The organism is Neorhizobium sp. P1_A6, assembly GCF_056406795.1.
On record NZ_JBFTZM010000013.1, the window covers coordinates 130,214 to 153,858 of the forward strand.

The 23,645-nt window shown below is 64.5% G+C and carries 22 protein-coding genes and 2 riboswitches; of the genes, 8 read left to right on the top strand and 14 right to left on the bottom strand.

What is annotated here, in order from left to right:
- Window positions 1–756, top strand: a complete 756-nt coding sequence (locus AC1D3C_RS23570) for a cobalt-precorrin-6A reductase (protein WP_477484562.1) — start codon at window positions 1–3, stop codon at window positions 754–756.
- On the opposite strand, the gene AC1D3C_RS23575 is transcribed toward AC1D3C_RS23570, so the two are convergent.
- From AC1D3C_RS23575 to AC1D3C_RS23605, 7 genes are read right to left on the bottom strand one after another with little or no spacing between them, the layout of a single operon-like run.
- A complete protein-coding gene (locus AC1D3C_RS23575; protein ID WP_477484563.1) occupies window positions 732–1,499 on the bottom strand; it encodes a precorrin-3B C(17)-methyltransferase in 768 nt (255 codons plus the stop codon). The two genes, AC1D3C_RS23570 and AC1D3C_RS23575, sit on opposite strands and share 25 nt — an antisense overlap.
- The gene (locus AC1D3C_RS23580; RefSeq protein ID WP_477484564.1) at window positions 1,496–2,236 is read right to left on the bottom strand and encodes a precorrin-2 C(20)-methyltransferase; all 741 of its coding nucleotides are present in this window, start codon (window positions 2,234–2,236) and stop codon (window positions 1,496–1,498) included. Before AC1D3C_RS23580 ends, AC1D3C_RS23575 begins: the two co-directional genes overlap by 4 nt.
- Window positions 2,233–2,862: a precorrin-8X methylmutase gene (locus tag AC1D3C_RS23585; RefSeq protein ID WP_477484565.1), complete on the bottom strand. Its 630-nt coding sequence runs from the start codon at window positions 2,860–2,862 to the stop codon at window positions 2,233–2,235. Before AC1D3C_RS23585 ends, AC1D3C_RS23580 begins: the two co-directional genes overlap by 4 nt.
- Window positions 2,859–4,172, bottom strand: a complete 1,314-nt coding sequence (cobG, locus tag AC1D3C_RS23590; protein WP_477484566.1) for a precorrin-3B synthase — start codon at window positions 4,170–4,172, stop codon at window positions 2,859–2,861. The genes AC1D3C_RS23585 and cobG overlap by 4 nt, the downstream gene beginning before the upstream one ends.
- Entirely contained in the window at window positions 4,169–7,462 is a 3,294-nt protein-coding gene (gene cobN, locus AC1D3C_RS23595; protein ID WP_477484567.1) for a cobaltochelatase subunit CobN, read from the bottom strand. The genes cobG and cobN overlap by 4 nt, the downstream gene beginning before the upstream one ends.
- Before the next feature lie 17 nt (window positions 7,463–7,479).
- Complete coding sequence (gene cobW, locus AC1D3C_RS23600; RefSeq protein ID WP_477484568.1) at window positions 7,480–8,517, bottom strand: cobalamin biosynthesis protein CobW; 1,038 nt, start codon at window positions 8,515–8,517, stop codon at window positions 7,480–7,482.
- Window positions 8,514–8,924, bottom strand: a complete 411-nt coding sequence (locus AC1D3C_RS23605; protein WP_477484569.1) for a DUF1636 family protein — start codon at window positions 8,922–8,924, stop codon at window positions 8,514–8,516. Before AC1D3C_RS23605 ends, cobW begins: the two co-directional genes overlap by 4 nt.
- 108 nt (window positions 8,925–9,032) lie before the next feature.
- A riboswitch (cobalamin riboswitch) is annotated at window positions 9,033–9,271 on the bottom strand.
- A gap of 59 nt (window positions 9,272–9,330) precedes the next feature.
- A riboswitch (cobalamin riboswitch) is annotated at window positions 9,331–9,559 on the top strand.
- Window positions 9,560–9,596: 37 nt separating this feature from the next.
- Here AC1D3C_RS23605 and AC1D3C_RS23610 point away from each other — a divergent pair.
- Genes AC1D3C_RS23610 through AC1D3C_RS23625 form a run of 4 tightly spaced genes read left to right on the top strand, consistent with a single transcriptional unit; the run spans window position 9,597 to window position 12,640 of the window.
- The gene (locus AC1D3C_RS23610; RefSeq protein WP_477484570.1) at window positions 9,597–9,782 is read left to right on the top strand and encodes a CbtB domain-containing protein; all 186 of its coding nucleotides are present in this window, start codon (window positions 9,597–9,599) and stop codon (window positions 9,780–9,782) included.
- A gap of 13 nt (window positions 9,783–9,795) precedes the next feature.
- The gene (locus AC1D3C_RS23615; protein WP_477484571.1) at window positions 9,796–10,557 is read left to right on the top strand and encodes a CbtA family protein; all 762 of its coding nucleotides are present in this window, start codon (window positions 9,796–9,798) and stop codon (window positions 10,555–10,557) included.
- Window positions 10,554–11,168: a cob(I)yrinic acid a,c-diamide adenosyltransferase gene (cobO, locus tag AC1D3C_RS23620; RefSeq protein WP_477484572.1), complete on the top strand. Its 615-nt coding sequence runs from the start codon at window positions 10,554–10,556 to the stop codon at window positions 11,166–11,168. The genes AC1D3C_RS23615 and cobO overlap by 4 nt, the downstream gene beginning before the upstream one ends.
- Window positions 11,169–11,170: 2 nt before the next feature.
- Window positions 11,171–12,640: a cobyric acid synthase gene (locus AC1D3C_RS23625; RefSeq protein ID WP_477484573.1), complete on the top strand. Its 1,470-nt coding sequence runs from the start codon at window positions 11,171–11,173 to the stop codon at window positions 12,638–12,640.
- Here the strand turns inward: AC1D3C_RS23625 and cbiB are convergent.
- Window positions 12,624–13,589, bottom strand: a complete 966-nt coding sequence (gene cbiB, locus AC1D3C_RS23630; RefSeq protein WP_477484574.1) for an adenosylcobinamide-phosphate synthase CbiB — start codon at window positions 13,587–13,589, stop codon at window positions 12,624–12,626. The genes AC1D3C_RS23625 and cbiB overlap by 17 nt on opposite strands.
- On the opposite strand from cbiB, the gene cobD reads away from it, so the two are divergent.
- Window positions 13,588–14,616 (top strand): threonine-phosphate decarboxylase CobD, encoded by a 1,029-nt coding sequence (cobD, locus tag AC1D3C_RS23635; protein ID WP_477484575.1) that lies wholly within the window; start codon window positions 13,588–13,590, stop codon window positions 14,614–14,616. The two genes, cbiB and cobD, sit on opposite strands and share 2 nt — an antisense overlap.
- Here the strand turns inward: cobD and AC1D3C_RS23640 are convergent.
- Genes AC1D3C_RS23640 through AC1D3C_RS23650 form a run of 3 tightly spaced genes read right to left on the bottom strand, consistent with a single transcriptional unit; the run spans window position 14,609 to window position 18,492 of the window.
- Window positions 14,609–15,607, bottom strand: a complete 999-nt coding sequence (locus AC1D3C_RS23640) for a P1 family peptidase (protein ID WP_477484576.1) — start codon at window positions 15,605–15,607, stop codon at window positions 14,609–14,611. The genes cobD and AC1D3C_RS23640 overlap by 8 nt on opposite strands.
- A 3-nt stretch (window positions 15,608–15,610) precedes the next feature.
- Window positions 15,611–17,152 (bottom strand): L-piperidine-6-carboxylate dehydrogenase, encoded by a 1,542-nt coding sequence (gene amaB, locus AC1D3C_RS23645; RefSeq protein ID WP_477484577.1) that lies wholly within the window; start codon window positions 17,150–17,152, stop codon window positions 15,611–15,613.
- A 56-nt stretch (window positions 17,153–17,208) separates the two neighbouring features.
- Window positions 17,209–18,492, bottom strand: a complete 1,284-nt coding sequence (locus tag AC1D3C_RS23650) for an NAD(P)/FAD-dependent oxidoreductase (protein WP_477484578.1) — start codon at window positions 18,490–18,492, stop codon at window positions 17,209–17,211.
- A 98-nt stretch (window positions 18,493–18,590) separates the two neighbouring features.
- Between AC1D3C_RS23650 and AC1D3C_RS23655 the strand changes: the two genes are divergently transcribed.
- Window positions 18,591–19,529: a LysR family transcriptional regulator gene (locus tag AC1D3C_RS23655; protein WP_477484579.1), complete on the top strand. Its 939-nt coding sequence runs from the start codon at window positions 18,591–18,593 to the stop codon at window positions 19,527–19,529.
- Window positions 19,530–19,582: 53 nt separating this feature from the next.
- Window positions 19,583–19,819: an Lrp/AsnC ligand binding domain-containing protein gene (locus AC1D3C_RS23660; RefSeq protein WP_038547100.1), complete on the top strand. Its 237-nt coding sequence runs from the start codon at window positions 19,583–19,585 to the stop codon at window positions 19,817–19,819.
- Window positions 19,820–19,871: 52 nt separating this feature from the next.
- Here the strand turns inward: AC1D3C_RS23660 and AC1D3C_RS23665 are convergent, their stop codons facing one another.
- The 3 genes from AC1D3C_RS23665 to AC1D3C_RS23675 all read right to left on the bottom strand — a co-directional run.
- Entirely contained in the window at window positions 19,872–20,069 is a 198-nt protein-coding gene (locus AC1D3C_RS23665) for a hypothetical protein (RefSeq protein ID WP_038591355.1), read from the bottom strand.
- 432 nt (window positions 20,070–20,501) lie between these two features.
- Entirely contained in the window at window positions 20,502–23,147 is a 2,646-nt protein-coding gene (locus AC1D3C_RS23670; RefSeq protein ID WP_477484580.1) for an aminotransferase class III-fold pyridoxal phosphate-dependent enzyme, read from the bottom strand.
- Between the two features lie 84 nt (window positions 23,148–23,231).
- Window positions 23,232–23,645 (bottom strand): formyltetrahydrofolate deformylase (locus tag AC1D3C_RS23675; RefSeq protein ID WP_477484581.1); only part of this gene is annotated, 414 nt, incomplete at its 5' end.

Consider the following 23,645-nt stretch of genomic DNA (forward strand, 5'->3'; position numbering starts at 1 on the left):
TTGCAACGCTCCATTCTCATTCTCGGCGGCACGGCGGAAGCCCGCGCGCTGGCCGGAAAACTCGCCGGCGATCCGCGGTTTGCCGTGGAGCTGTCGCTCGCCGGCCGCACGCGCGCGCCGGCCGCGCAGCCCGTGCCGGTGCGTGTCGGCGGTTTTGGCGGTGCCGAAGGGCTTGCCGCCTATCTCCGGCAAAAAGGCATCTCGATCCTGATCGATGCGACGCATCCCTATGCAGCTCAGATTTCCCGCAATGCGGCCAAAGCCGCCGAGATTTCCGGCGTTCCGCTTGTCGCCCTGCGACGGTCGGCCTGGCAGAGACAGCCCGGCGACCGCTGGATTGAAGTCGAGAGCGTCGCCGATGCGGTCACTGCCCTGGGAGCGGCCCCGCGAAAAGCCTTCCTGACGCTCGGCCGGCAGGAGCTTCTGCCCTTCGAGGCCGCGCCCCAACACCACTACCTGGTCCGCAGCGTCGATCCGGTCGAGCCGCCGCTTTCCGTCCCGAACGCCGTCTATCTGACCGCGCGCGGCCCCTTCGAACAGGCGGACGAGGCCCAGCTTCTCCAAGATCACGGCATCGAGGTGATCGTTGCCAAGAACAGCGGCGGGCCGGCGAGCTACGGCAAGATCGCCGCTGCGCGCAAACTTGGTATCGATGTCGTCCTGATCCGCCGTCCGGACCTGCCGGACGTGCCGTCCGTCGAGACCGTGGAGGAGATGCTCACCTGGCTCGATCATGCGCCGGTGCCCCTGAAATAACGCGGGGAATAGACGATCGGGCGCTGGTTCTCCCGCTCGATCACCCGCGTTTCCGCGGTGCCGACGATCACGCATGTCGCCATGTCGGCCATGTCGCCTGCCGCCTCAGCAAGCGACACGATCCGGATGACTTCATCCGGCCGGCCGGCTGCTCTGCCGAAGATCACGGGCACGGTGCCGGGCAGATGGGCGCGCAGAATATCGAAGGCTTCGCCGAGCTGATGCGGGCGCGCCTTGCTGATCGGGTTGTAGAAAGCCATCACGAACCCGGCTGTCGCCGCGGCGACCAGGCGTTTCTCGATCACATCCCAGGGCTTCAGATTGTTCGAAAGCGAGATGGCGCAGAAATCATGGCCAAGCGGCGCACCGGCTTTGGCCGCGACGGCCAGCATGGCGGTAATGCCGGGAACGACCGAAAAATCGATCTCGCGCCACAGGGCCGGACCTTCGTCGATCGCCTCGCAGACTGCGGCGGCCATGGCGAACACGCCGGGGTCGCCGCCCGAGACGACACAGACCTTGCCTCCGCCCGCCGCCATTTCGAGCGCGGCGCGGGCGCGCGCCAGTTCCTCCCGGTTATCGGATGCGTGACGGCGCTGGTCGGGGCGGAGGTTCAAACGGTCGATATACGGAAAATAGCCGAAAAAATCCTCCGCAGACGTCACAGCGGCCGCCGCCTCCGGCGTCATCTGGTCGGGATTGCCGGGGCCGAGGCCGACGACGGTCAAAGAACCCGTCGTCATGGCCGTGTCTTCCAGCCGGGCACGAGGACGATCGAGAAGTACGGGGCAGGGCTCTCGTCGCGCTCTTCCAGACGTTGTGCTGCGCCGTTCGCCATCGTGCCGCGCTCGACATAGAGCGCTCCGGACAGTTTGCCGACGGAGGCCAGTGCCCGGCGGATTTTCGGCAGGTTGCGGCCAACCTTCATGATCACTGCGCCGTCGGTGTTTTCAAGCCGCTCCGCAAGCTTCTCTTCGGACAGGGTTCCCGGCAGCACGCTTAGAATATCGTCGCCCTGGACGAGCGGCATGCCGGTCATCGACCAGCAGCCGGACATGGCGGTGACGCCGGCGATGACTTCCGCGTGGTAGCGGCTGGCCAGCCGCACATGCAGGTGCATGTAGGATCCGTAGAACAGCGGGTCCCCTTCGCTCAGCACGGCGACGTGCCTGCCCGCATCGAGATGCGCGGCGATGTCGTCCGCGGAGCGATCGAAGAAATCGGCGATCGGGCCGCGATAATCGGCCTCGTCCTTGTGGGTCTCGACCGTGACCGGATAGGCCAGCGGCAATTCGAGCGTACCCGGCCGGATATGTGCCTCGACGATGGCGCGGCCGTTGCCGCTCGAACCCTTCTTGCAGAAGAAGGCGATCACGTCCGCTTCGTGGATGGCGCGTACCGCCTTCAGCGTCAGGAGTTCGGGGTCGCCGGGTCCGGTGCCGACGCCGGTGAGCCTGCCCTTGAGGAGTACGGCGTTCACAGTCCAGCCCTCGCCAGCGCGTTGACGCAGGCAGCCGTCATCGCCGAGCCGCCCATGCGGCCGCGCACGATCGCATAGGGAATACCGAGCGTCGCTTCCATCAGCGCTTCCTTGGATTCCGCCGCACCGACGAAACCGACCGGCATGCCGATGATGGCAGCCGGGCGCGGCGCGCCGGCGTCGAGCATTTCGAGCAGGCGGAAGAGCGCGGTCGGCGCATTGCCGATCGCAACGACTGCGCCTTCGAGATCGTCCCAGAGATCCAGCGCAGCAGCCGAGCGCGTGTTGCCGATGGTCTTTGCCAGCTCGATCGTGCGGCCGTCGCGCAGCGTGCAGATCACCTGGTTATGGGCCGGCAGGCGGGCGCGGGTAATGCCGTGGGCCACCATTTCGGCATCGCAATAGATCGGCTTGCCGGCGTGAAGCGCGCCGCGCGCCTGGGCAACGAAATCCTTCGAGAACCGGAAATGCTGAGCCGCCTCGACCAGCCCGCAGGCGTGGATCATGCGCACCGCGATATCGGCCTGCTCTGACGAGAAGGGCGAGAGGTCCGCTTCTTCGCGGATGATGGCGAAGGATTTTTCATAGATCGCGTCGCCTTCGCGAATGTAATCGTAACTGTTCATGATCGTCCTGACGTAACGGCCGCAGCAAGCCGGCGCGGTCCCAGACGGGCGAGGCAGGCGGCGGAATTTTCGCCGGCGCGCCTTTCGTCTCGGACAAGATCGGCGATGCGGCGAAGGGAGTTGTTGGTATCGGCAAAAGTGACCGAGGCAAAGGGCTCGTCGGCCGCTTTTCCGTGGGCGATCAGCGAAAGGCCCGTGGTCGTCCCGCAGAGCGCAAGCGCTGACGGCTGCGGATGGGCGCAGCCCTTGGGGCAGCCGGTCACGTGCAGCTTGAACGAGCCGTCCAGCAGATCGCCGCACTCTTCCGCCGCTTTGGCGCCGAGTTCATGGGTGGCGACGCTCGCGGAATTGCACGCGGGGCTTCCGGAGCAGGCGGCAATGGCCGAACGCGGATCGCTCGGCGAGGTGACGAAGCCGTTGCCGCCGGCAAAAGCGGTGAGCGCTTCGCAGGCGGTTTGAGCGCCAAAAAACAACAGCGAATGGTCGAAAGCCGGCTTCAGGGTTCGTATTCCCAGCCGCTGGGCTTCGTCGCAAAGAGCGATCAGGTCCTCGGCGTTTGCCTGACCAAAGGCCGGGCCGATGCCTGCCGCGAAAAGGTCGCCGGAGAGGCGGAAGGTGCCGAAAGGCGAGGCCGGCCGGCCGGGCACATCGTTCGTGGGCAAGCCGGCGGCGAGATCGCGTCCCCTCGCCTCAGGTCCCTTTTCGCCGAGCTTTCGAAGCAGCGCCAGAGTGTCAGAGACGGCCTCTGTTTCGCGTAAAACATTGAAAACGCGACCGGTTGTTTCGGTGCCGCCCAAAAGCAGGGTCCAGCGCAGGCCTTCTCTGCTGGAAACGGGGGTCAGCCGGATATCGGCCAGGAGGTCGGAAAGCCTGAGCTGTCCGCCACCGTCAACCACCACCGACATCTTTGGAGCAAGGCCGGGGATGTCGCGGGCGCCTTGGCGGATCGCCTCGGCTATGGCGCGCGGATCGGCGATCTCGGTGTCGTCCATCCCCGCGAGCGGCGGAGTTTCGACAGCAAGTCCCTCGCGAAGCGGCAGGTCCAGCGCGCGGACATCGGCATCGAGAACGGGAGCCGAGGCCTCGCTCAGTCCCCGGACCTGCAGGTTGCCGCGGGCGGAAATATCGAGAACGCCGTTGCCATGGCGCCGGGCCAGCCGGCAGAGTTCCGCCAGCTGTGCCGGGGTGATCGCGTCAGTCAACGCGACGCGGGCGAGGAGCCCGTCGCCGGTCTGCATCGGGGCGGACAGGGCGGGGCAGGCGCCACGGCGCATATCCAGCGTGTTTCGATCGAGGGAGAGTGCCGTCATGCGACCTTCTCCCGAGTGAGCATTTCGAGCTCGGCGTCGACCGCGTTGCGGCGGGGATGCCAGAGGCCACGGCGAAGCGCCGAGCGGAACCGCGCGGCCATGAAGCGGGCTCCTTCGGCGTTCTGGCTCAACAGGAAGTCGCGGACCTTTTCGTCGCCGAGATAGGCGTCGTAGGTCGCTTCGATCAGCGATTGCGGAATGGCGTGGGTAGTCTCGGCAAAACCAATCAGACGGTCGACCGTCTCCACCAGTTCCGCTGCGCCGCGCGGGCCGTGGCGCATCTGGCCGGCGATGAAGCGCGGATTGACGGCGCGGGCACGCACCACGCGGGTTACCGCTTCGGAAATCGAGCGGGCGCGGGGTTTTTGCGGGTCGGTCGTGTCGAGCGCGATCACATCCGCCTTGCCGCCGAGTGCTGCAACGGCCGCCGCAAAGCCGCCGATGAAGGCGACATCGGCCGACCCGTCCAGCAGGTCGCGGCCGGGATCGTCTCCTGTATGGACCAGCAGATCGGCGGTGCCGATGCGGTTCGCGAACTGGCCGGGCACGTGGCTGGCGTCGCCTTCGGAACCGCCAAAGGAATGGCTAGTGGCATCGAGATAGATGCGGCCCAGCTCCTCGCGTTCGCCCCAAGTGCCGTCGGCGAGCTTTTCCTCGATGCCGGAGCCATAGGTGCCCGGTGCCGAACCGAAGATGCGTGAGGGGACGTGCCCGAGCGCTTGTGTCTCTTCGGCCAGGGGATTGTCGCCCGGTGCTTCCTCGCGGCTGGCAATGGCGCGCATCGCGGCGTCGAGCAAGGCGATGAGAGCCGGAAACATGTCGCGGAACAGGCCGGAAATCCTCAGCGTCACGTCGATGCGCGGGCGGCCGAGCGCTGCCGGCGGCAGGACTTCGATGCCGGTGACGCGGCCTGTCGCCGTATCCTGCACGGGTCTCGCCCCCATCAGTGCCAGGACCTGGGCAACTTCCTCGCCGCCACTGCGCAGGGACGCGCTGCCCCAGAGATCGAAGACGAGGCTTTTCGGCCAGTCGCCGTGATCCTGGAGATAACGCCGCAGGATTTCGTCGGCCGCACGCTTGCCGAGTTCGAAGGCGGTCGGCGTCGGCAGCGTGCGTGGGTCGCTGGCGAAGAGATTGCGGCCGGTCGGCATGACGTCGCGGCGGCCGCGGGCCGGGGCACCGGATGGGCCTGGGCGGATGTGCTTGCCGTCCAGTGCGTCGAGCAAGGCCTGTCGTTCGGTCTCGGCGCTTTGAATGCGCAGCGGATCGTCATCGCCGGGTGCCGCCTGCCCGAAGACGTGCTGGCCGTCCTTGATCGAAAAGTCCTTGAGATCGCAGAGAAAGGCGTCGATGCGGGTGAGCGCCGTATCGGGATCGTCACTGTTCGAGACGCCGGCCTCGCCGGCCAGTCCGGTGTCGCGGGCGGTCTCGACGATCAGCTTGGCCAGCCGGTCGCGGCGGCGGCGGTCGAGCCCGTCGGCCTGGGCATATTCGTCGACCAGCAGTTCCAGTTTCTTCTGTTCGTCCGAAAGGCCCGCGCCGGCCAGGACCGGCGGCAGGTGGCCGATCGTGACGGCGGCGATCCGCCGTTTCGCGACCGCTGCCTCGCCCGGATTAGAGACGATGAAGGGGTAGATGACCGGCAGGCCGCCGGTGACGATTTCGGGAAAACAATCCTTCGACAGCGCCACGGTCTTGCCCGGCAGCCATTCGAGCGTCCCGTGCGCACCGACATGGACGATCGCATGGGCGCCAAGCGTCTCGCGCATCCATTGGCCGAAGGCGATCAGAGCGTGGCGGGGAGGCAGGTCGGGGCTGTGATAGTCGGCGCGGCGATCGGCGTTGCGGCCGCGGTCGGGCGCGAGCGCGACGGTGATGTTGCCGAAGGTCGCGGCGCGGAAACGGAAAGCGCCGCCCTCCAGGTCTTCATCGGCTTCGGGCCCGCCCCACGCCGCCTCTGCAACGGGCAGGGGATCGTAGGCGGCGCGTGGGTGGCCGGCGGACTGGGCACCCAGGCGATCGAGAAGATCACGCGGAGTCTCAGGGATATCCGAAACATCATAGCCGGCTACCGATAATTCATGCAGCATCCCGAGCACGCTCTGTGGCACGTCCAGGCCGACTGCATAACCGGTGCGTCCGGGCGCGCTCGGATAGTCCGGCATCAAGATAACGATCTTCCGCTCGGCACGCGGTGCCGCCTTCATCCGCAGGAAGGCAGCAATACGGTCGACGACCTGTTCGACCCGGTCCGGTTCCGGCTGGTTGACGAGATTGGCGGAGCTTTCGCCTGCCTTGAAGGAGATCGCGCCGGCAAGAATGCGTCCATCGAGTTCCGGCAGGACGACGTGCATTGCGAGGTCGGCGGGGTTGAGGCCGCGCCGGCTCTCCGTCCAGCCATCGCGGCGGGTCGTGGCGACGACGACCTGGAAGACCGGCACGCCGGTGCGGTCGAAGACCGTCTCACCGTTGCCATCAGTGCCGCTGGCAAAGGCGGTGGTGGAAAGGATGGCCGCAGATTTCAGGTCCGAGACCGCCTGTTCGACGAAGGCCAGTGCATCCGGCTCCTTCAGTCCGCCGACGAAGATCGGCACCGGTGCAAAACCGCGCTTTTTCAGCGCTTCGAACAGTGCGTCGATCGGCGCCGCGTCATTCGCAAGCAGCATGGAGCGGTAGAACAGGATCGGCAAGCGCGGCGCATCCGGCGCAAAGCGGGCCAGCAGGTCGTTGATCTCGACAATGCCTTTTCCGGGCGCGTAATAGCCGGCTTTCGGCACCGGGGCCGCCTGCGGCAGCGATTCCGTTTTGCCCTCGGCCAGCGTCGTCAGCAACCTCGCCAGAAGCCGCATGTTGGCCGGCCCGCCTTCGCGGAAACAGCTCAGGATGCCGGCGATCCGGTCTTCCGAAACGGTCGAGGCGACGGTCAGCCGTTCGTCGCGGATGCTGCATTCGCCGGGCAGCAGCGCCAGCGCGATCTTTTTCCGCTTCGCCATGTGCGAAAGTTCTTCCACGCCATAAGCCCAGCGGTCGTAACCGCCGAGAATGCGCACGAGGATGACCTTGGCCTGGGTAGCCGTCTTCTCGATCCAAAGATCGACCGACATAGGATGGCGAAGGTCGGAGAGATTGGTGAGGCGGAGGCTTGTCAAATCCGGACCCCAGACGGCCGCAACGCCGTTCAGGTCGCTGCCGGAAAAGGATAGCACCACCACGTCGGCCGGCGACTGATTGAGGTCGACCGGTTCGATGAGGTCGTCAAGCGACGACGATGTGGTGGCGAGTATGTGCATCCTTCCCTCGGGCCTTCTTATGCGGCCAGCATCCTTTCGATCGCGGCGCGGTCGATGCCTTTTTCGCCGATCACGACGAGGCGGCTTGTCCGCGCTTCGCCGGGTGCCCAGGCACGGTCGAAATAGTGGTTCACGCGCGATCCTACCGCCTGAACCTGCAGGCGCATCGGCTTGTTCGCGACTTCCACGAAGCCTTTTATGCGCAGCACGTTTTCGGCTTCGGCCGTTGCAGAAATGCGGGCGGCGAGCTGTTCGGCATCGGTGACGGCGGCCAGATCGACGACAAAGCTGTCGAAATCGTCGTGATCGTGGTCGAGTTCGCCGTCGTGATGGGTCTTGCGGTTTTCGATATCGTCTTCGACGGCGAGGCCGAGGCCAATCAGTACGGCGGGATCTATGGCGCCATTGGCGGCCGAGACGATTTTCACGGCACGTGGCAGATGCGCGGAAACGCGATCCCTGGCGGTCGCGAGGCCGGCAGCATCCAGGAGGTCGCTCTTGGTGAGCACGATCATGTCGGCGCAGGCGACCTGGTCCTCGAACACTTCCTCGACCGGATCGTCATGGTCGATCGAGCCGTCCGCGTCGCGCTGCGCTTCCAGCGCCTCGTGATCGTCGGCAACGCGGCCTTCGGCGAGCGCCAGTCCGTCGACCACGGCTATCACCGCATCGACCGTCACCCGTGCCTTGACGTCAGGCCACTGGAACGCCTGGACGAGGGGCTTCGGCAACGCAAGGCCGGAGGTCTCGATGAGGATGTGATCGACGCGGGGTTCGATGGCCAGGATACGGTCGATCGCCGGCACGAAATCGTCCGCCACGGTGCAGCAGATGCAGCCGTTGGCAAGCTCGATGATGTTGTCTTCCGGGCAGCTTTCGATGCCGCAGCCCTTCAGGACGTCTCCGTCGATGCCGACATCGCCGAATTCGTTGACGATGATCGCCAGCCGCTTACCCTTCAGGTTTTCGATCAGGTTGCGGATCAGCGTGGTCTTGCCGGCTCCCAGAAACCCGGTAACGACGGTGCAGGGAACGCGGTCGAACGAAACGCTCATGATGGCATGTCCTCATGGTGATGAAAGGGTGGAATACGGGCCGTCATGCCCTTGCCGCGCAGGCAGGTCGGGCGGCCGCGAAGGGGAAGGAAACCGCGCTCGTCCTCGGCCAGCATCATCGCGCCGGTGACGATATCCTCGACATTGTCGAGCGACAGATGGCCGAAGACATAGGACCAGCCGCTCTTGTGGTTGAAGGCGGCACTCGGGCTTTTTTCGCAATTGGCAAGGCAGGTGACCGGCTTGACCGCCAGCGGTTTGCCGCTTGCTGCTTCACGCAGCGCCGCGATCAGCGCGATGCCCGGCCGGACTTCGCCGTCGGATGCGTCGCGGCAATTGGTGCAGACGAAAATCGTCACATCTGCCGAGCCGGCGGTTGCCGGATCATCTGGTCGGTGGTCACTCATCGGTCAGCCGCGTTCCCGCCGGGGTCGAAAAATCGGGGCGCGGAGCAGAAGGTCGAAAATCCCTCTGCGGTGATCGAGAAACTTCCTCCGGAGCACCCCGCCCGGTGAAGCAAAATGAATCGGACGGCAGGTCTCCTGGCTCGCGGGTCGTCGCCATTTGCCTGCCTTCCCAGAAGTCCGTTGGCCGGATTTCCCAGTGGCTTGACGGCCAAATGGCCGTTTTAGGCAATGGCTCGCCGCCTACAGTTGCGGGGGCAGCCGCGGCATTGATCCTGAAAAGGGATCGCACCGCATTCTCTCTTAGCCCTCCCCGTTGCCGGAAAGGGACCATCTCTCTTCAAGTAAGCCCGGTCGCAGGCCCATGTCAATGCGTCGCAAAGGCGATTGCCGTGACGCCGAATTCGTCTATAGTGACCGAGCCTATGGTGCCCGAAAGGGTTTTAGAGGGAATGCGGTGCGACGGAATTCTGCCGTCCAACCCGCGGCTGCCCCCGCAACTGTAAGCGGAAAGTCTTCGACCAAAACGGCCGTCCGGCCGTCATGCCACTGGGAAATCCGGCCAACGGACTTCTGGGAAGGCGGGAGAAGGCGTCCGATCCGCGAGCCAGGAGACCTGCCAGAGGCGACAAAGAACGTGAACGGCCCTCGGGTGGAGGGCGAAAGGACGAGACCATGGTTACGAATTCTACTGCAACTACTGCAACTGCAGTCACCATTTCCGCCTCGAAGATCATTCCCCTCAGCATGACGGCCCTGCTCGGCCTGTTCATCGTTGGCTTTGTCGGCTTCTCGCATCTGGAAGTCGTCCACAATGCCGCGCATGACACGCGCCACTCGCTCGCCTTCCCCTGCCACTGAGGAGTTCTCCCAAATGTCGTTGTTTCGCAACATCGTCTTCACGGCGGTGATCGCCGGGCTTTTGTCCGGACTGCTGCTGACCGTGATGCAGAGCTTCTCCACCGTGCCGCTGATCCTGCGGGCCGAGGTGTTTGAAAATGCTGCGCCCGAGGCCGGCCACAGCCATGACGCTGCACCTGCCGCAGGTGCCACGGCATCCGCCGCCGAGCATCACCACGGCGAAGAGGCCTGGGCTCCCGCCGATGGCTTCGAACGTTTCATTTACACGCTTGCGGCGGACATGCTGTCGGCTATCGGTTTTGCCCTCGTCCTGATCGCTGCTTCGGAAGCGTTCGGCGGCTTCAAGGGCTGGCGCGGTGGCCTGATGTTCGGCATTGCCGGCTTTCTCACCGTCATCCTTGCACCCGGCCTCGGCCTGCCGCCGGAACTGCCCGGCATGCCGGCTGCGGAACTCGGTCCGCGCCAGATCTGGTGGGTCTCGACGGCTGTCTGCACGGCGATCGGCCTCGGCCTGCTCGCCTATACCCGCTCGGCCGTGTTCGCGGCGCTTGCGATCGTGCTTCTGATTGCGCCGCATCTGGTTGGCGCGCCGTTGCCGCCGAGCCATGAAACGGCCGTGCCGATGGATCTTTATGCCCGCTTCGTCAACGCCGTCTACGCCACCAACCTGGTGTTCTGGGCTGTGCTCGGGGCGCTTGCCGGTGTCGTCCGCGAAAAGTTCCGCGCTGGCGAGGAAGCTTCTGCCGGATCTTCGGCGAAGCTCGTCTCCCGGTGAAGGAGATCGACGAGGCGTCCGTCGAGCGTCATCGCGCCAAGATGGCGAACCGCAAGGCGGTTCAGGATGCGGAAGTGGCCGAGAAGACCCAGGAAAAGGGCCTTCTCATCGTCCATACCGGGCCCGGCAAGGGCAAATCCACCGCCGCCTTCGGCTTGGCGCTGCGCATGCTCGGCAACAACCGCCGGGTCGGCGTCGTCCAGTTCATCAAGGGCGCCTGGTCGACCGGGGAGCAGCCGGCGCTTGCCGTCTTCGGCGACCGCGTCGTCTGGCACACGATGGGTGAAGGTTTTACCTGGGAGACCCAGGACCTGAAGCGCGATGTCGCCGCAGCGGAAAAGGCCTGGGAAAAGGCACTTGAGCTGATGGCGGACGAGACGATCGGGCTCGTCATCCTCGACGAACTCAACATCGCGCTCCGTTATGACTATCTCGATCTAGACGGAATCGTCGCCGCGTTACAGGCCCGGCGGCCGGATCTGCATGTGGTCGTCACCGGCCGCAACGCCAAGCCGGCGCTGATCGAGGCGGCCGACATGGTGACCGAGATGTCGCTGGTCAAGCATCACTTCAAGGCGGGCGTGAAGGCCCAGGCCGGCATCGAGTTTTAGCCATGGTTGGGGTCAAGCCAGCTCGGGCGCTGATGTTTCAGGGAACGGGCTCGGATGTGGGCAAGTCGCTGGTGGTGGCCGGGCTTGCCCGCGCCTTTACGCTACGCGGCCTGAAGATCATGCCGTTCAAGCCGCAGAACATGTCGAACAATGCCGCAGTCACTGCGGATGGCGGCGAAATCGGCCGGGCGCAGGCGTTGCAGGCGCGCGCCGCCGGCGCGCCGCTCAGCGTCCACATGAACCCGGTGCTCCTGAAGCCGCAGAGCGAGGTCGGGGCGCAGGTGGTGGTGCAAGGCAGGGTCGAAGGCAACGCCAAGGCCGCCGAGTATCAGATGCTCAAGCGGACACTGATGCCGCGGGTCCTGGAAAGTTTCGACATCCTCCGCAACCAGGCCGATCTCGTCCTGGTCGAAGGCGCCGGCAGCGCCTCGGAAATCAATCTTCGTCGGAATGACATCGCCAATATGGGGTTTGCCCGGGCCGCCGACGTGCCGGTGGTGCTGATCGGCGATATCGAACGCGGCGGGGTGATTGCCAGCCTTGCCGGCACCAGTCTGGTGCTCGATCCCGAAGATGCGGCGATGATCCGGGGTTTTATCGTCAATCGGTTTCGCGGCGATCCGGCCCTGTTCGCCGACGGCATGCGGATGATCGGGGAACTCACGGGCTGGCAACCGGTCGGGCTGTTGCCGCATTTTGCCGATGCGGCCCGGCTGCCGGCCGAAGATGCGCTCGGCCTCAATACGCCTTCGGTGCGGAAGGCTGGTGCGAAGATCAGGATCGCGGTGCCGATCCTGCCGCATATCTCCAATTTCGACGATCTCGATCCGCTGGAAGCGGAGCCGGATGTCGACCTCATCCGGATTCGGCCGGGGCAGGTCATTCCCGGCGATTGCGATCTCGTGCTGCTGGTGGGTTCGAAGGCGACGATATCCGATCTGCGGGTGCTGAAGGCGGCCGGTTTCGATGTTGATATCGCCGCCCATGTCCGCCGCGGCGGTCGGACGCTCGGCCTCTGCGGCGGATATCAGATGCTTGGAAAAACCATTTCCGATCCCGAAGGAACCGAAGGGCCGCCCGGCTCGATCGAAGGGCTGGGCTTGCTGGATGTGGAGACGGTTCTTTCCGGCGATAAACGGCTGGAGGCCGTCTCGGGCGAAAGCTTCGACGGAATTTCTGTGTCCGGCTATGAGATGCATATCGGACGGACGTCGGGCGTGGATTGCCAATGCCCGTTCTCAATCGTCGGCGGCAACCCGGACGGCGCGATATCCACGGATGGCCGGGTCTGGGGCACCTATCTTCACGGTCTGTTTTCCGACGACCGGCAGCGGTCGGCCTGGCTGAAGCGGCTTGGTGGCTCGGCATCAGGCCTGGACTATGAGGCCGGGGTGGATGCGGTACTCGACCGGTTGGCCGCCCATATGGAAAAGCATCTCGATCTCGATGGGCTGCTCAAACTTGCCAGATGATCAGCGCCAGAAGGCCGAAAAGGCCGATCAGCAGAGCGTCGGCAACGCGGGCGAGTTTCAGCGCGCGGCGAATGTCGTCGTAGGTGAGCTCGGAGCGCCCACCCTCGCCCATGAACCGCGCCTCGATCATCTGTCCGCCATAGCTGCGCGGTCCGGCAAGCGCAATGCCGAGCGCGCCGGCCATCGCCGCTTCCGGCCAGCCGGCGTTCGGCGACCGGTGATGGCGGGCATCCCGCCTGATGGCGCGGATCGCGTTGCCCGGCGAGGCGCGATCGATGAAACCTGCTGCGACCACGAAGAGAAGGGCGCTCAGGCGCGAGGCGGGCAGGTTGATGAGATCGTCGAACCGCGCGGCCGCCCAGCCGAAGGCTTCGTAACGCGGCAGTTTGTGGCCGATCATACTGTCGGCGGTATTGGCCGCCTTGTAGCCGACGCCGCCCGCGAGACCGCCTATCCCCATCCAGAAGGCCGGCGCCACGACGCCGTCCGAAAAATTCTCGGCCAGGCTCTCGATCGCGGCGCGGCAGACGGCCGCTTCATCGAGCTTTTCCGGATCGCGCCCAACGATTTTCGAGACCGCTTTCCGCCCGGCGTCCAGGCCTCCGTATCGCAGCGCCGTCGCCACGGCCTCGACATGGGTTTCAAGGCTCTTCTGCGCCGGCAGGCTGGCAGCGATCACGACCAGCAGGATCGGCCCGAGGGGGATCATTCTCAGGTCGTATTCGATCACCAGGCTGAGCAGGATCGCGATGCCGAGAAGCGCCAGAAGCGCGAACACGCCCTTTCGCTTGCGCGTGGAGAAATCGTCGCTTTCGCGGTTCAGATCGCGGTCGAGCCGGGATATCAGTGCGCCGATCCAGGTGACCGGATGACCGATGCGCCGGAACAGCCAGTCCGGATAACCCACGATACGCTCCGTGATCAGGGCGAAAAATGCGAGAAGGAACATGAAATTGGCAGGCCCTGAGATTGGCGGTGAAATTGGCGATCCGATACAGCACGGAGGCAATCTTTCCCGCGCCCGGGCGCTGTTTCCACATGCGCCGGAACCCTGGGTCGATCTTTCCACCGGTATCAGCCCGCATTCCTATCCGTATTCGCCCCTGCCCGACAATGCTTTCACGCGACTGCCTGACGTCGCATCGGCGGAAAGGCTGAAGGGCCTTGCCGCTACTGCCTACGGCGCGCCGTCGGCGGCACATGTCGCGGCGGGGCCGGGGACGCAGATCCTGCTGCCGATGGTCGCTGATCTGATCGCCCGGAAAGGCCGTGCTGCGGTTCTTTCGCCCACCTATGCTGAGCATGCCCGCGCGGCGCGGCTTTCCGGCTTCGAGGTCGCCGAAACCGACGATCTGGATCGGCTGGCGGAAGCGGACCTCGCCGTCATCGTCAATCCCAACAACCCGACCGGACGGATCATCCCGCGCGCCGATCTTCTGGCGCTCGCAGCAGTCATGCGCGCGAAGGGCGGGTTGCTGATCGTCGACGAAGCGTTCATGGACGTCTCGGACGCATCGAGCGTCACCGACGCGGTGGATGCCGGCGGGCTGGTGGTGCTGCGCTCCTTCGGCAAGTTCTACGGCATGGCGGGCCTGCGGCTCGGTTTCGTGATTTCGCGTCCGGAAGCGGTGGCGAAAATCGAGAACCGGCTGGGTCCCTGGGCGGTGTCTGGCCCGGCATTGCACGTGGCGAACGAGGCACTTGCCGATGTCGGATGGCAGGGCGCGATGCGGCTGAGGCTGAAAGAGGATGCGGCGCGGCTGGATGCACTGCTCGGTGCTGCCGGAATACCTGTCACGGATGGAACGTCGCTGTTCCGCTTCATCCGGGATCCTCGCGCGCAGGCGGTTTTCCGGCATCTTGGAGAGCAGGGCATTCTGGTGCGCCGGTTCGAGGAACGGCCCGAGGATCTGAGGATCGGCCTTCCCTGCGAGCGCGACTGGCCGCGGCTCCAAGAAGCCTTGAAAACTATTTAGCCGGCGAAGTGAATTTGTCGCGCCAGGCGATCTGGGCGCTTGCATTGGGCAAAGCCGTCGCCTCGTAGACGCCGCGGGCCACGGCACGGGCGGTTACCAGCGTCGCCAGATGGCAGATTTCCATGAAATCCGAGGGGTCGCTTAAAGGTTTCGCCCCGGTCGCCGCCGAAAAGATCGTGTCGCCGTCGAAGGGCAGATGTGCCGGCAGGATGGCACGGGCAAGCCCGTCATGGGCGAGGATGGAAAGCCGGTGCGCCTGTGCCTTGGTCAGCACGGCATCGGTGACGATGACGCCTATCGTCGTCGACGTCACATTGCGGCCCTTGAGGCGCATGCGGTTGTCGAAGGTCGGAGGTAGTCCAAGGCCGCCGAATTCATTCCCTTCTTCAAAGGGAGCGGCCCCGAAATGCGGGCCTTCGCCTATCGTCGCCGAGCCCAGGGCATTGGCGGCAACCAGTGCCGCGACCGTATGGCCCGTCGAAGTCCGGGCGCTCGCCGAACCGATGCCGCCCTTGAACGTCGCCGTCGTCGCGCCTGTTCCGGCGCCGATGGTTCCGAGCCCGAACTCACCCTTGGCGGCGGTCCGGAAGGCTTCGTAACCCATCTCGCGATAGGGCGAATGCAAGCCCCAGTCCTTGTTTCCGCCGTTCAGCAGGTCCATCAGGATCGCCTGCGGCACGATCGGCACGCGGACGCTGCCGACCTGGAAACCGCGACCCGTTTCGCGCAGACCCGATTGCACCCCTCCGGCCGCATCGAGACCGAAGGCAGAGCCGCCCGACAGCACGAAGGCATCGACCGTCTGCACGGTCATCGACGGATCGAGCAGAGCCGTATCCCTGCCGCCCGGCGCGCCGCCGAGGACGGAGCCGGAGGCGATTGCCGGTTCGTCGAAGATGATCGCCGTGACGCCCGACCCCAGGGCAAGATCAGTGGCATGGCCGACGGCCACGCCACCGATATCGGTCAGCAGGTTCAGCGGTTCGGCCATCGGTTATTCGATGTCGAACTTGACGCCCTGCGCGAGCGGCAGGGTGCGGCCGTAGTTCAGCGTGTTGGTGGCGCGGCGCATATAGACGCGCCATGCGTCGGAGCCGGATTCGCGGCCGCCGCCGGTTTCCTTCTCGCCGCCGAACGCACCGCCGATTTCGGCGCCCGAAGGGCCGATATTGACGTTGGCGATGCCGCAATCGGAGCCGCGGGCGGAGACGAAGGTTTCCGCCTCGCGCATGTCGTTGGTAAAGATCGAGGAGGAAAGACCCTGCGGCACGTCGTTGTGCAGGTGGAGTACCTCGTCGAAGCTCGAATATTTCATCACGTAGAGGATCGGCGCAAAGGTCTCGTCCTTGACCGGACCGGTCTGGGCCGGCATTTCGACGATCGCTGGGCGGACGTAATAGGCGTCTGCCGCCTCGTTCTGGTGAACACGTTCACCGCCGGTCACCTTGCCGCCTTCGGCCTTGGCGGCTTCCAGCGCCTTTTGCATCTTGTCGTAGGCTGCCTTGTCGATCAGCGGACCGACCAGATTGCCGTTTTCGAGCGGGCTGCCGATCGTCACCGACTGGTAGGCCTTGGCGAGGCGCGGCACCAGCGTTTCATAGACGCTGTCATGCACGAACAGACGGCGCAGCGAGGTGCAGCGCTGGCCGGCGGTGCCCATGGCGGCGAAGGCGACACCGCGAAGCGTCAGGTCGAGATCGGCGGTCGGGGCGACGATCGCGGCATTGTTGCCACCGAGTTCCAGCAGCGAGCGGGCGAAGCGCGACGCCAGCCGCGGGCCGACGGCGCGGCCCATGGCCGTGGAGCCGGTCGCGGAAACGAGCGGGATCTTGTCGTGGTCGACGAGGACTTCACCGATATCGCGGCCGCCGATCAGAACGGTCGAAAGGTTCTTCGGCGCTTTTCCGCCGTCGGCGATGAGACGGGCGAGCGCCTTTTCGAAGATCGCTTGGGTGGCGAGCGCGGTCAGCGGTGTCTTTTCGGACGGCTTCCAGACGGTGGAATTGCCGCAGACGATGGCGAGCGCCGCGTTCCAGGACCAGACCGCGACCGGGAAATTGAAGGCGGAGATGATGCCGATGGCGCCGAGCGGATGCCAGGTTTCCATCATCCGGTGTTCGGAGCGTTCGGTGGCGATCGTCAGGCCGTAGAGCTGGCGGGACAGGCCGACCGCGAAATCGCAGATGTCGATCATTTCCTGCACTTCGCCGAGGCCTTCGGAGGTGACCTTGCCGACCTCGATGGAGACGAGCCGGCCGAGTGCGGTCTTGGCCGCGCGCAGTTCCTCGCCGAGAAGGCGGATCAGTTCGCCGCGCTTCGGAGCCGGCACCAGCCGCCATTCGAGGAAGGCCGCGTGGGCGGCATCGATCGCCTTTACGGCACCTGCGGCGGTTTCTTCTGGCAGTCTGCCGATTTCCAGGCCGGTGATCGGCGAACGGACGGCGAGCGTGCCGCCAGTATAGCTTTCGGCTTTCACGCCGAGACCGCTCAGAATGTGTTTCACCTCAGCGGCGAGATCGAGTGTGGCGAGCGTCATGTCAGTCTCCGGATGGGTAATTTTCGTCAATCTACAAATCGGTGGCAGTTTCGCAATCAGAACCGCTCGCCGGCGAAATGGGCGATCTGTGCGCCCGCTTCGTAATAGGCTTCCTTGATGGCGCGGAAGGCCGGTTCCTGCGGGTCCGAAAGCGGCAGGGGCAGGTCGGCCTCGGAGATCTCCCCGAGGATATGTTTTGCAAGCAGCTTGCCGAACGTCGTGCCGGGCGCAATGCCCCGGCCGTTATAACCGGAAAAACCGATCGTGTTACGGCCGAATTTGTGGAGGCGCGGCAAAGCGTTGTCGGTCATGCCGATCTTGCCGTACCACTCGGCCTCGAATTCCACCTCGCCGAGCTGCGGGAAGATGCGTTTCAGCGAGCGCCGAGCCCAGCTCTTGTGGATTGCCGTTCCTGTTCCGCGCAGGGCGCCGACCGAACCGAAGACCAGCCGGCCGGCCTGATCCATGCGGAAGGAAGAGAGGATTTCCTTGGTGTCCCAGCAACCCTCGCGCCCGGCAAGGATGGAGCGGCGGAGGTTGTCGCTGAGCGGCGTGGTGGCGAGATTGAAATAGGGCAGGTGCACCTGCTCGCGCCGCACCTCTTCCCAAGGGCCTGTACTGTAGGCATCGGTTGCGACGATCACCCAATCGGCAGTAACCTGGCCGAAAGCGGTCCTGACGAATTTTCGGCCGTCGATCTCACCGGTGCCGATGACGGCGCTGCCGGTGTGGAGCTTGGCGCCGGCCTTCACCGCCGCATGGGCAAGACCACGCGCATAGCCGAGCGGTTGCAGCGTTCCGGCACGCATGTCGAGCAGCGATCCGGAATAGGCGGCGGAACCGACACGCCGTTCCGTCTCGGCGGCATCGAGCAAAGTCACCGGGGCGCCGCGCGCCTGCCATTGCCGGGCGCGCTCCTCCAGTTCCTTCACCCCTTCCGGGCCAACGGCGCAATGCAGCGTGCCGTTCTTTTCGAGCTCGCAGGCGATGGCGTGTTTGTCGATCAGCTCGCGGACGAGGGCGGGGCCGTTGCCGAGCAGGTCGAGCAGGCGTTCACCGTAGATCGGGCCGAGTTCCTTGGGGAAATCGTCGGGCATCACCCACATGCCGGCATTGATCAGGCCGACATTGCGGCCGGCGCCGCCGAAACCGATCTCCGCTGCCTCAAGCAGCACGACATTGGTCCCCGCTTGCGCAAGATGCAGCGCGGCCGAGAGACCCGTATATCCGCCGCCGACAATCACCACATCGGCCGAGATCGTCTCCTCCAACCGGGTGGTGAGCGGCGGTGCGGGGGCGGTCTTTTCCCAGAGGCCGTGAGAGCGGGGATCGTTCAGCATGATGATTGTCCGGGAGTGTTGGTTGCCAACTCTTTACAGGGAGCCGTTATCGATGAATATCGACATGTTCTCAACAGATCATTCGCTGGAGGAATGACATGCTGCCGCCCCGGCGCTTTCTCCCGTCATTCTCGCTGCTTTCCGCCTTCGAGGCGGCGGCCCGCACCGGCAGCGTCACGGCTGCGGCAAACGAGCTTGGCCTCACCCAGAGCGCCGTCAGCCGCCAGATTTCGGCGCTCGAGAGACAACTCGGCGTGGCTTTGTTCTTACGCGAACGCCAGACGATCCGGTTGACGCTTGCCGGAGACGGGTATGCCCGCGAGGTGCGGGAGGCGCTCAGGCGCATTTCGCATGCCTCGCTCAATCTCAGGGCCAATCCTTCCGGCGGCACGCTGAACCTTGCCATCCTGCCGTTTTTCGGCACGCGCTGGCTGACGCCGCGGATCGGGCGTTTTCTCGATGCGCATCCGGGCATGGTCGTGAACCTGATCACACGGCTCGAACCGTTCGATTTCCGGTTCGACACGCTGGATGCCGCCATTCATTTCGGTGCGGCTCGCTGGCCGGGCGCGGCGCTCACCTTCCTGATGGATGAGGAAGTGCTGCCGGCCTGCAGTCCGGAATTCAAAGTGCGACATGATCTTCAAACTCCGGCCGACGTGTTGCAGGCGCCGCTTCTGCATCTCAATACCCGGCCAGACGCCTGGGAATTGTGGTTTTCGAAGAACCGCATCACGTTCGATGCCTTGCATGGGATGCTGTTCGACCAGTTCATCACCATGGTCGAGGCGGCAACCGCCGGCCTCGGTGCCGCGCTGCTGCCGCGGTTCCTGATCGGCCGGGAGCTGGAGCAGGGCCTGCTGGTGCCGGCCGTGGACGCCGAGAGGATGGAGACCGGCCAATATCATCTCGCCTATCCGCCCGACCGAGCCACCTATCCGCCACTTGCGGCTTTCAGGGACTGGATCACCCAGGAGATCCACAGGCAAGAGATTCACCAGGATGCGCTTGCGAACGGCGGTCGCATCGGCCAATAGTCGGACATGTCCATCATGATCGCTTAGGCGATCCGACCGACGGGAAGACGTCCATGAAACCTATTTTCGTCCAGCTCCGCTGCAAGCCCGGCAAGACCTACGAGGTTGCCGACGCCATCTACAAGACCGAGCTCGCCTCCGAACTGTATTCGACCAGCGGCGAATGGGACCTGCTGTTGAAGGTCTACATCAAGGACAACGACGAGATCGGCCGCTTCGTAAACGAGAAGATCGCCTCGATTCCGGGCATCGAACGTTCGTTGACGACGATGACCTTCACAGCGTTCTGAGCGCAAAAAAAAGCCGCCACAGGGGCGGCTTTTTGGATTGGATTTAAAAATCTCAGGCATGCGCCGCCGAGGCGCTGTTGCGCGAGCGAACCAGCTCGCGGATGGCAAGACGCACTTCGTCGGCAGAGCCGAAACGCTGCTCGTCCAGATCGATGACATGGAATTTAACGGCGATGAATTTCAGCCGATCCGCGTCAGGAATAACAATACCGACGGGCTCGCCGCCGAACTCGATTACTTGCTTCTGCATGGCAGACTCCCGCTTTGGCTGCTTGCGACGCAGCTCTGGCGAATGAAAATTTTCAGGAACGATTGAACTGAAGCGTTACATTCGACAGCACGGAAGGGAGCGGCGATCCGTGCCATTCATTTTGAACGCGGCCTCACCAAAGGCGGCGACGCGGACGAATTTAAACATGTCACTCTCCCTTCATGGCGTTGCGCGAAAGTCGGCGAGACTCAGCAGGCCGAACGAAAATCATCTGTAGGCGAGTCCCACAAAATGATCAACGGAAATCAATCTACCTAGAATTTTTTTCCGACTGATGACAGGAAGAAGGCCGAATTGTGAAATTTCATTCGCGATTCCTGATCATTGCCTGTCAGCCTTGAGATAGGTGGCTTTTCCATCCAAGCAAGGATCGAGAGTGGAAAATTTCCGGCAAAGCCCGGATCGACCGGCTCAAATTTCCGAGAGCAGGGTTTCGATCCGATCCACCAACCCGTCTGCGCTCTCGCGGCGGAGACATAACGGCGGACGCAGGACAATGCGCTTCGGTATGCTATCGTCCACGATAAACCCGGGTCGTAGCCGTTCGCCGAGGTTCGCCGCCTCGTCCGACAGATCGACCACGAGCAGCAAGCCGCTGCCGGCCACGGCACGGATCGCCGGAAAGCGTTCGGCCAGGCTTTCGAGCCGCGTCTTCAGATGGCCGCCGATCTCGCGGGTGTTCTCCCGCAATTGTTCTTCCCTGATGACGTCGAGCGCCGCTGCGGCCGCTGCGGCCTCGACCGGAGAGATCGCCCGCGGACGTTCGTCGGCGGCAAGGCTTGCCGCGATTTCGGGCCGTGTCAGCAGAAGCGCCGGCGCCCCTCCGTGCGGCCCGTCGGTGATCAGAAGGTCCGGCGCCAAGCCCCGGTGCGAGAAACCCCAGGTGTGGTGGCCAAGGCGGCCGTAGCCGGTTGCGGTTTCGTCGATGACCAGCAGGCCGGCCTTCTCTCGAAGTTCGGCCAGCGGCTCGTCGAGGTGCAAGGCCTCGTCGTAGCCGTTCGCGAGCACGGCTGCCACGTCCTTGAGATCGTGGATCATGTCGGCTGCGGTGCCGATGGCGGAGACAGTGAAAAGGTCCGGGTCGCGGCGATCCACCCGGAAGCCCGGCAGGCCGATGATGCGGGCCCGGTTCGTGTGGGCGCGGACGAGCCGGAAGGCAAGATCCAGAGCGTCGCCACGGCTGGCCGCAAACGCGACATGGTTCAAACCTTCAGGCGCAAGCTCGGCCAGTTGCGCTCGCAACACCTCCTCCGGCTCGGATGGATGGCTCGTGGCGCGGTTGAGCAGGATGGTCTGGCGGTAAGTCGCGGCGGCGAGGCGCGGATGTCCATGGCCGATCAGCGGCGCCTGACCGCCGAGATCGAGCGCTGTGCGGCCCGCTGCGTCGAAGAGATATTCCTTCCAGCCGCGGACCGGCTGATCGAAATGTTTCGGAGCCGGGGCATTCGCATCGATGCCGAGCAATGCAGCCGGGGAAGGACATAACCTCGACCACCTGCCGACCCCGGTCGGCGTGCAGAAAAGCGGCGGCACGAGATCCGGATCGAGGCAGAGCCTGAGCCGCAGGCCGCCTATCGAGTTGTCCGCTCCGGCGATCACGCCGATCGGGTCGCCTGCGGCAAGCTCCGCCTCTTCGGCAAGCGTACATTCGAGGCCTTCGACATGCAGGGTCAGGTCGCGTCCGACAAGGACGAGGCGGGGGCCGGCGCTTTTCAGCGTCCCGGCAAAAGGCGCCACTGCCGTTATCCGGGCGGGGATACAGGCATCGATATGGAGCGCGAAACTTTCCGGCTCCTGCTGCGCGTCGGTGCTGCCTTTCGAAAGTCGGTATTCGCCGTAACGGGTGCTGGCGCGGCCGGTCTCCCGGGAAATGTGGGCAAGCAGCTTCCAGTCGTTGTCGGTGTCCGTCCAGTTTCCGCCGTAGAGAAGCGGACTGGTGACGCTCAAGTCCACCAGCCGGAAAGTTTCCGGGTCGATATCGGGCAGGAGCCGGCCGATTTCCGGCAACGGCTTCGTCATTCCCGTGGCATTGAGGATGGCTGCAAAGACCTGTGCCGGGGAAACGGCGGTTGCGCCGTTCAGCACCGCACGGCGTTTCTCGGTCTCCTCCTTTGCCTGTGGATCATCGGGCGACAAGGCCTGCCGGCTCTCGGCTTCGGCGGCGAGAATGCCGGTGCGGGCGACGACCAGCGGCCACAGGGCTTCGAGCTCGGCCAGGGTGAAAGGATAGATCTCGTGGTAGGCGCGGATCGCCGGCAGCAGGGCGAACGGATCTCCATCGCGATCCGCGAGCAGGTAGGCGCAGGTATTGGCAAAACCGGCGACGAGCCAGCCGTTGGAAATGCCTGAGAAATCCGTCACGCCGGTTGGCATCCATGTGCCATCCGTATCTTCGCCGATGACGGTTCCGGCATTCAGGTTCTGATGTGCCGCCGCGACCCTGAGGCCCGGGCCGAGCGGCTGGATGCGCCGAAGCGCCGTCACCATCGCCTTGGCGATCACGTCGCGGATTTCCTGGTCGGCGACGGTGGACAGAAGCGAGACCGTCTGGGGGCCGGCCTTGCGCAGGTCGCCTTCCGGCTCGCGCTCGAGGACCGGATGTTCGAAATCCTGGAGGCTTTTCGCAAGCTCGGCCGAGATCGATCCGAAGGCGGCGACGGATCGATCCGACAGTTTTTCACCGGTCGGCGGCGGCGCACCTTCCAGGAATGTCAGGAGGCGGACACGCCGGTCTTCGCCGCCGAGCGGCAGGACAAGCATATCGCCGCCGTCCTTGGTCATCACCGGTTCGGGAACCCGCGGTCCGTCGGGACTGCGCAGGATATGGCGCATCAAGGCGTGTTCCGCCTCGATCTCCTCGATGGGATCGTTGGCGGGCGATACTTTGAGCAGATAGCGCAAGTGGCCGTTGTCGATCAGGAAGTAGGGGTTCTGCCGTCCCTCGATCGGGAAGATCTGCCCGGAAAGCCCGTAGTGGTCGCGTAGAACGCCCTCGATCGCGTCGATCGAAAGGTCGTTTGCAGGAGGCTCGATGAGTTCTGGCAGGACGTCGGACATGAACCTCTCCGGAAGGGCGCTTCCGAAGAGGATAGAGCGTTAAAGGCCTGCGTCCATAGGCCTTTTCACCGACATTGCTGGGTCTTAGCCCATACGCTCCGAAGCGTAGGAACCGGGGCTCGGCGGGAAGACGACGGTACGATTGCCGTTGATGAAGGTACGGTGATGAATATGGGCGTGGATGGCGCGCGCCAGAACCTGGCTTTCGACGTCACGACCAAGCGAAACATAGTCGTCGGCCGATTGCGCATGGGTGATGCGCACCGTGTCCTGCTCGAGGATCGGGCCTTCGTCGAGATCGGCGGTGACATAATGGGCCGTCGCGCCGATCAGTTTGACGCCGCGGGTATAGGCCTGCTTGTAGGGATTGGCACCCTTGAAGCTCGGCAGGAAGGAGTGGTGGATATTGATGATCTTGCCGGACATCTTCCTGCAGAGACTGTCGGACAGAACCTGCATGTAGCGGGCCAGCACGATGAGCTCCGTGCCGCTCTGCTC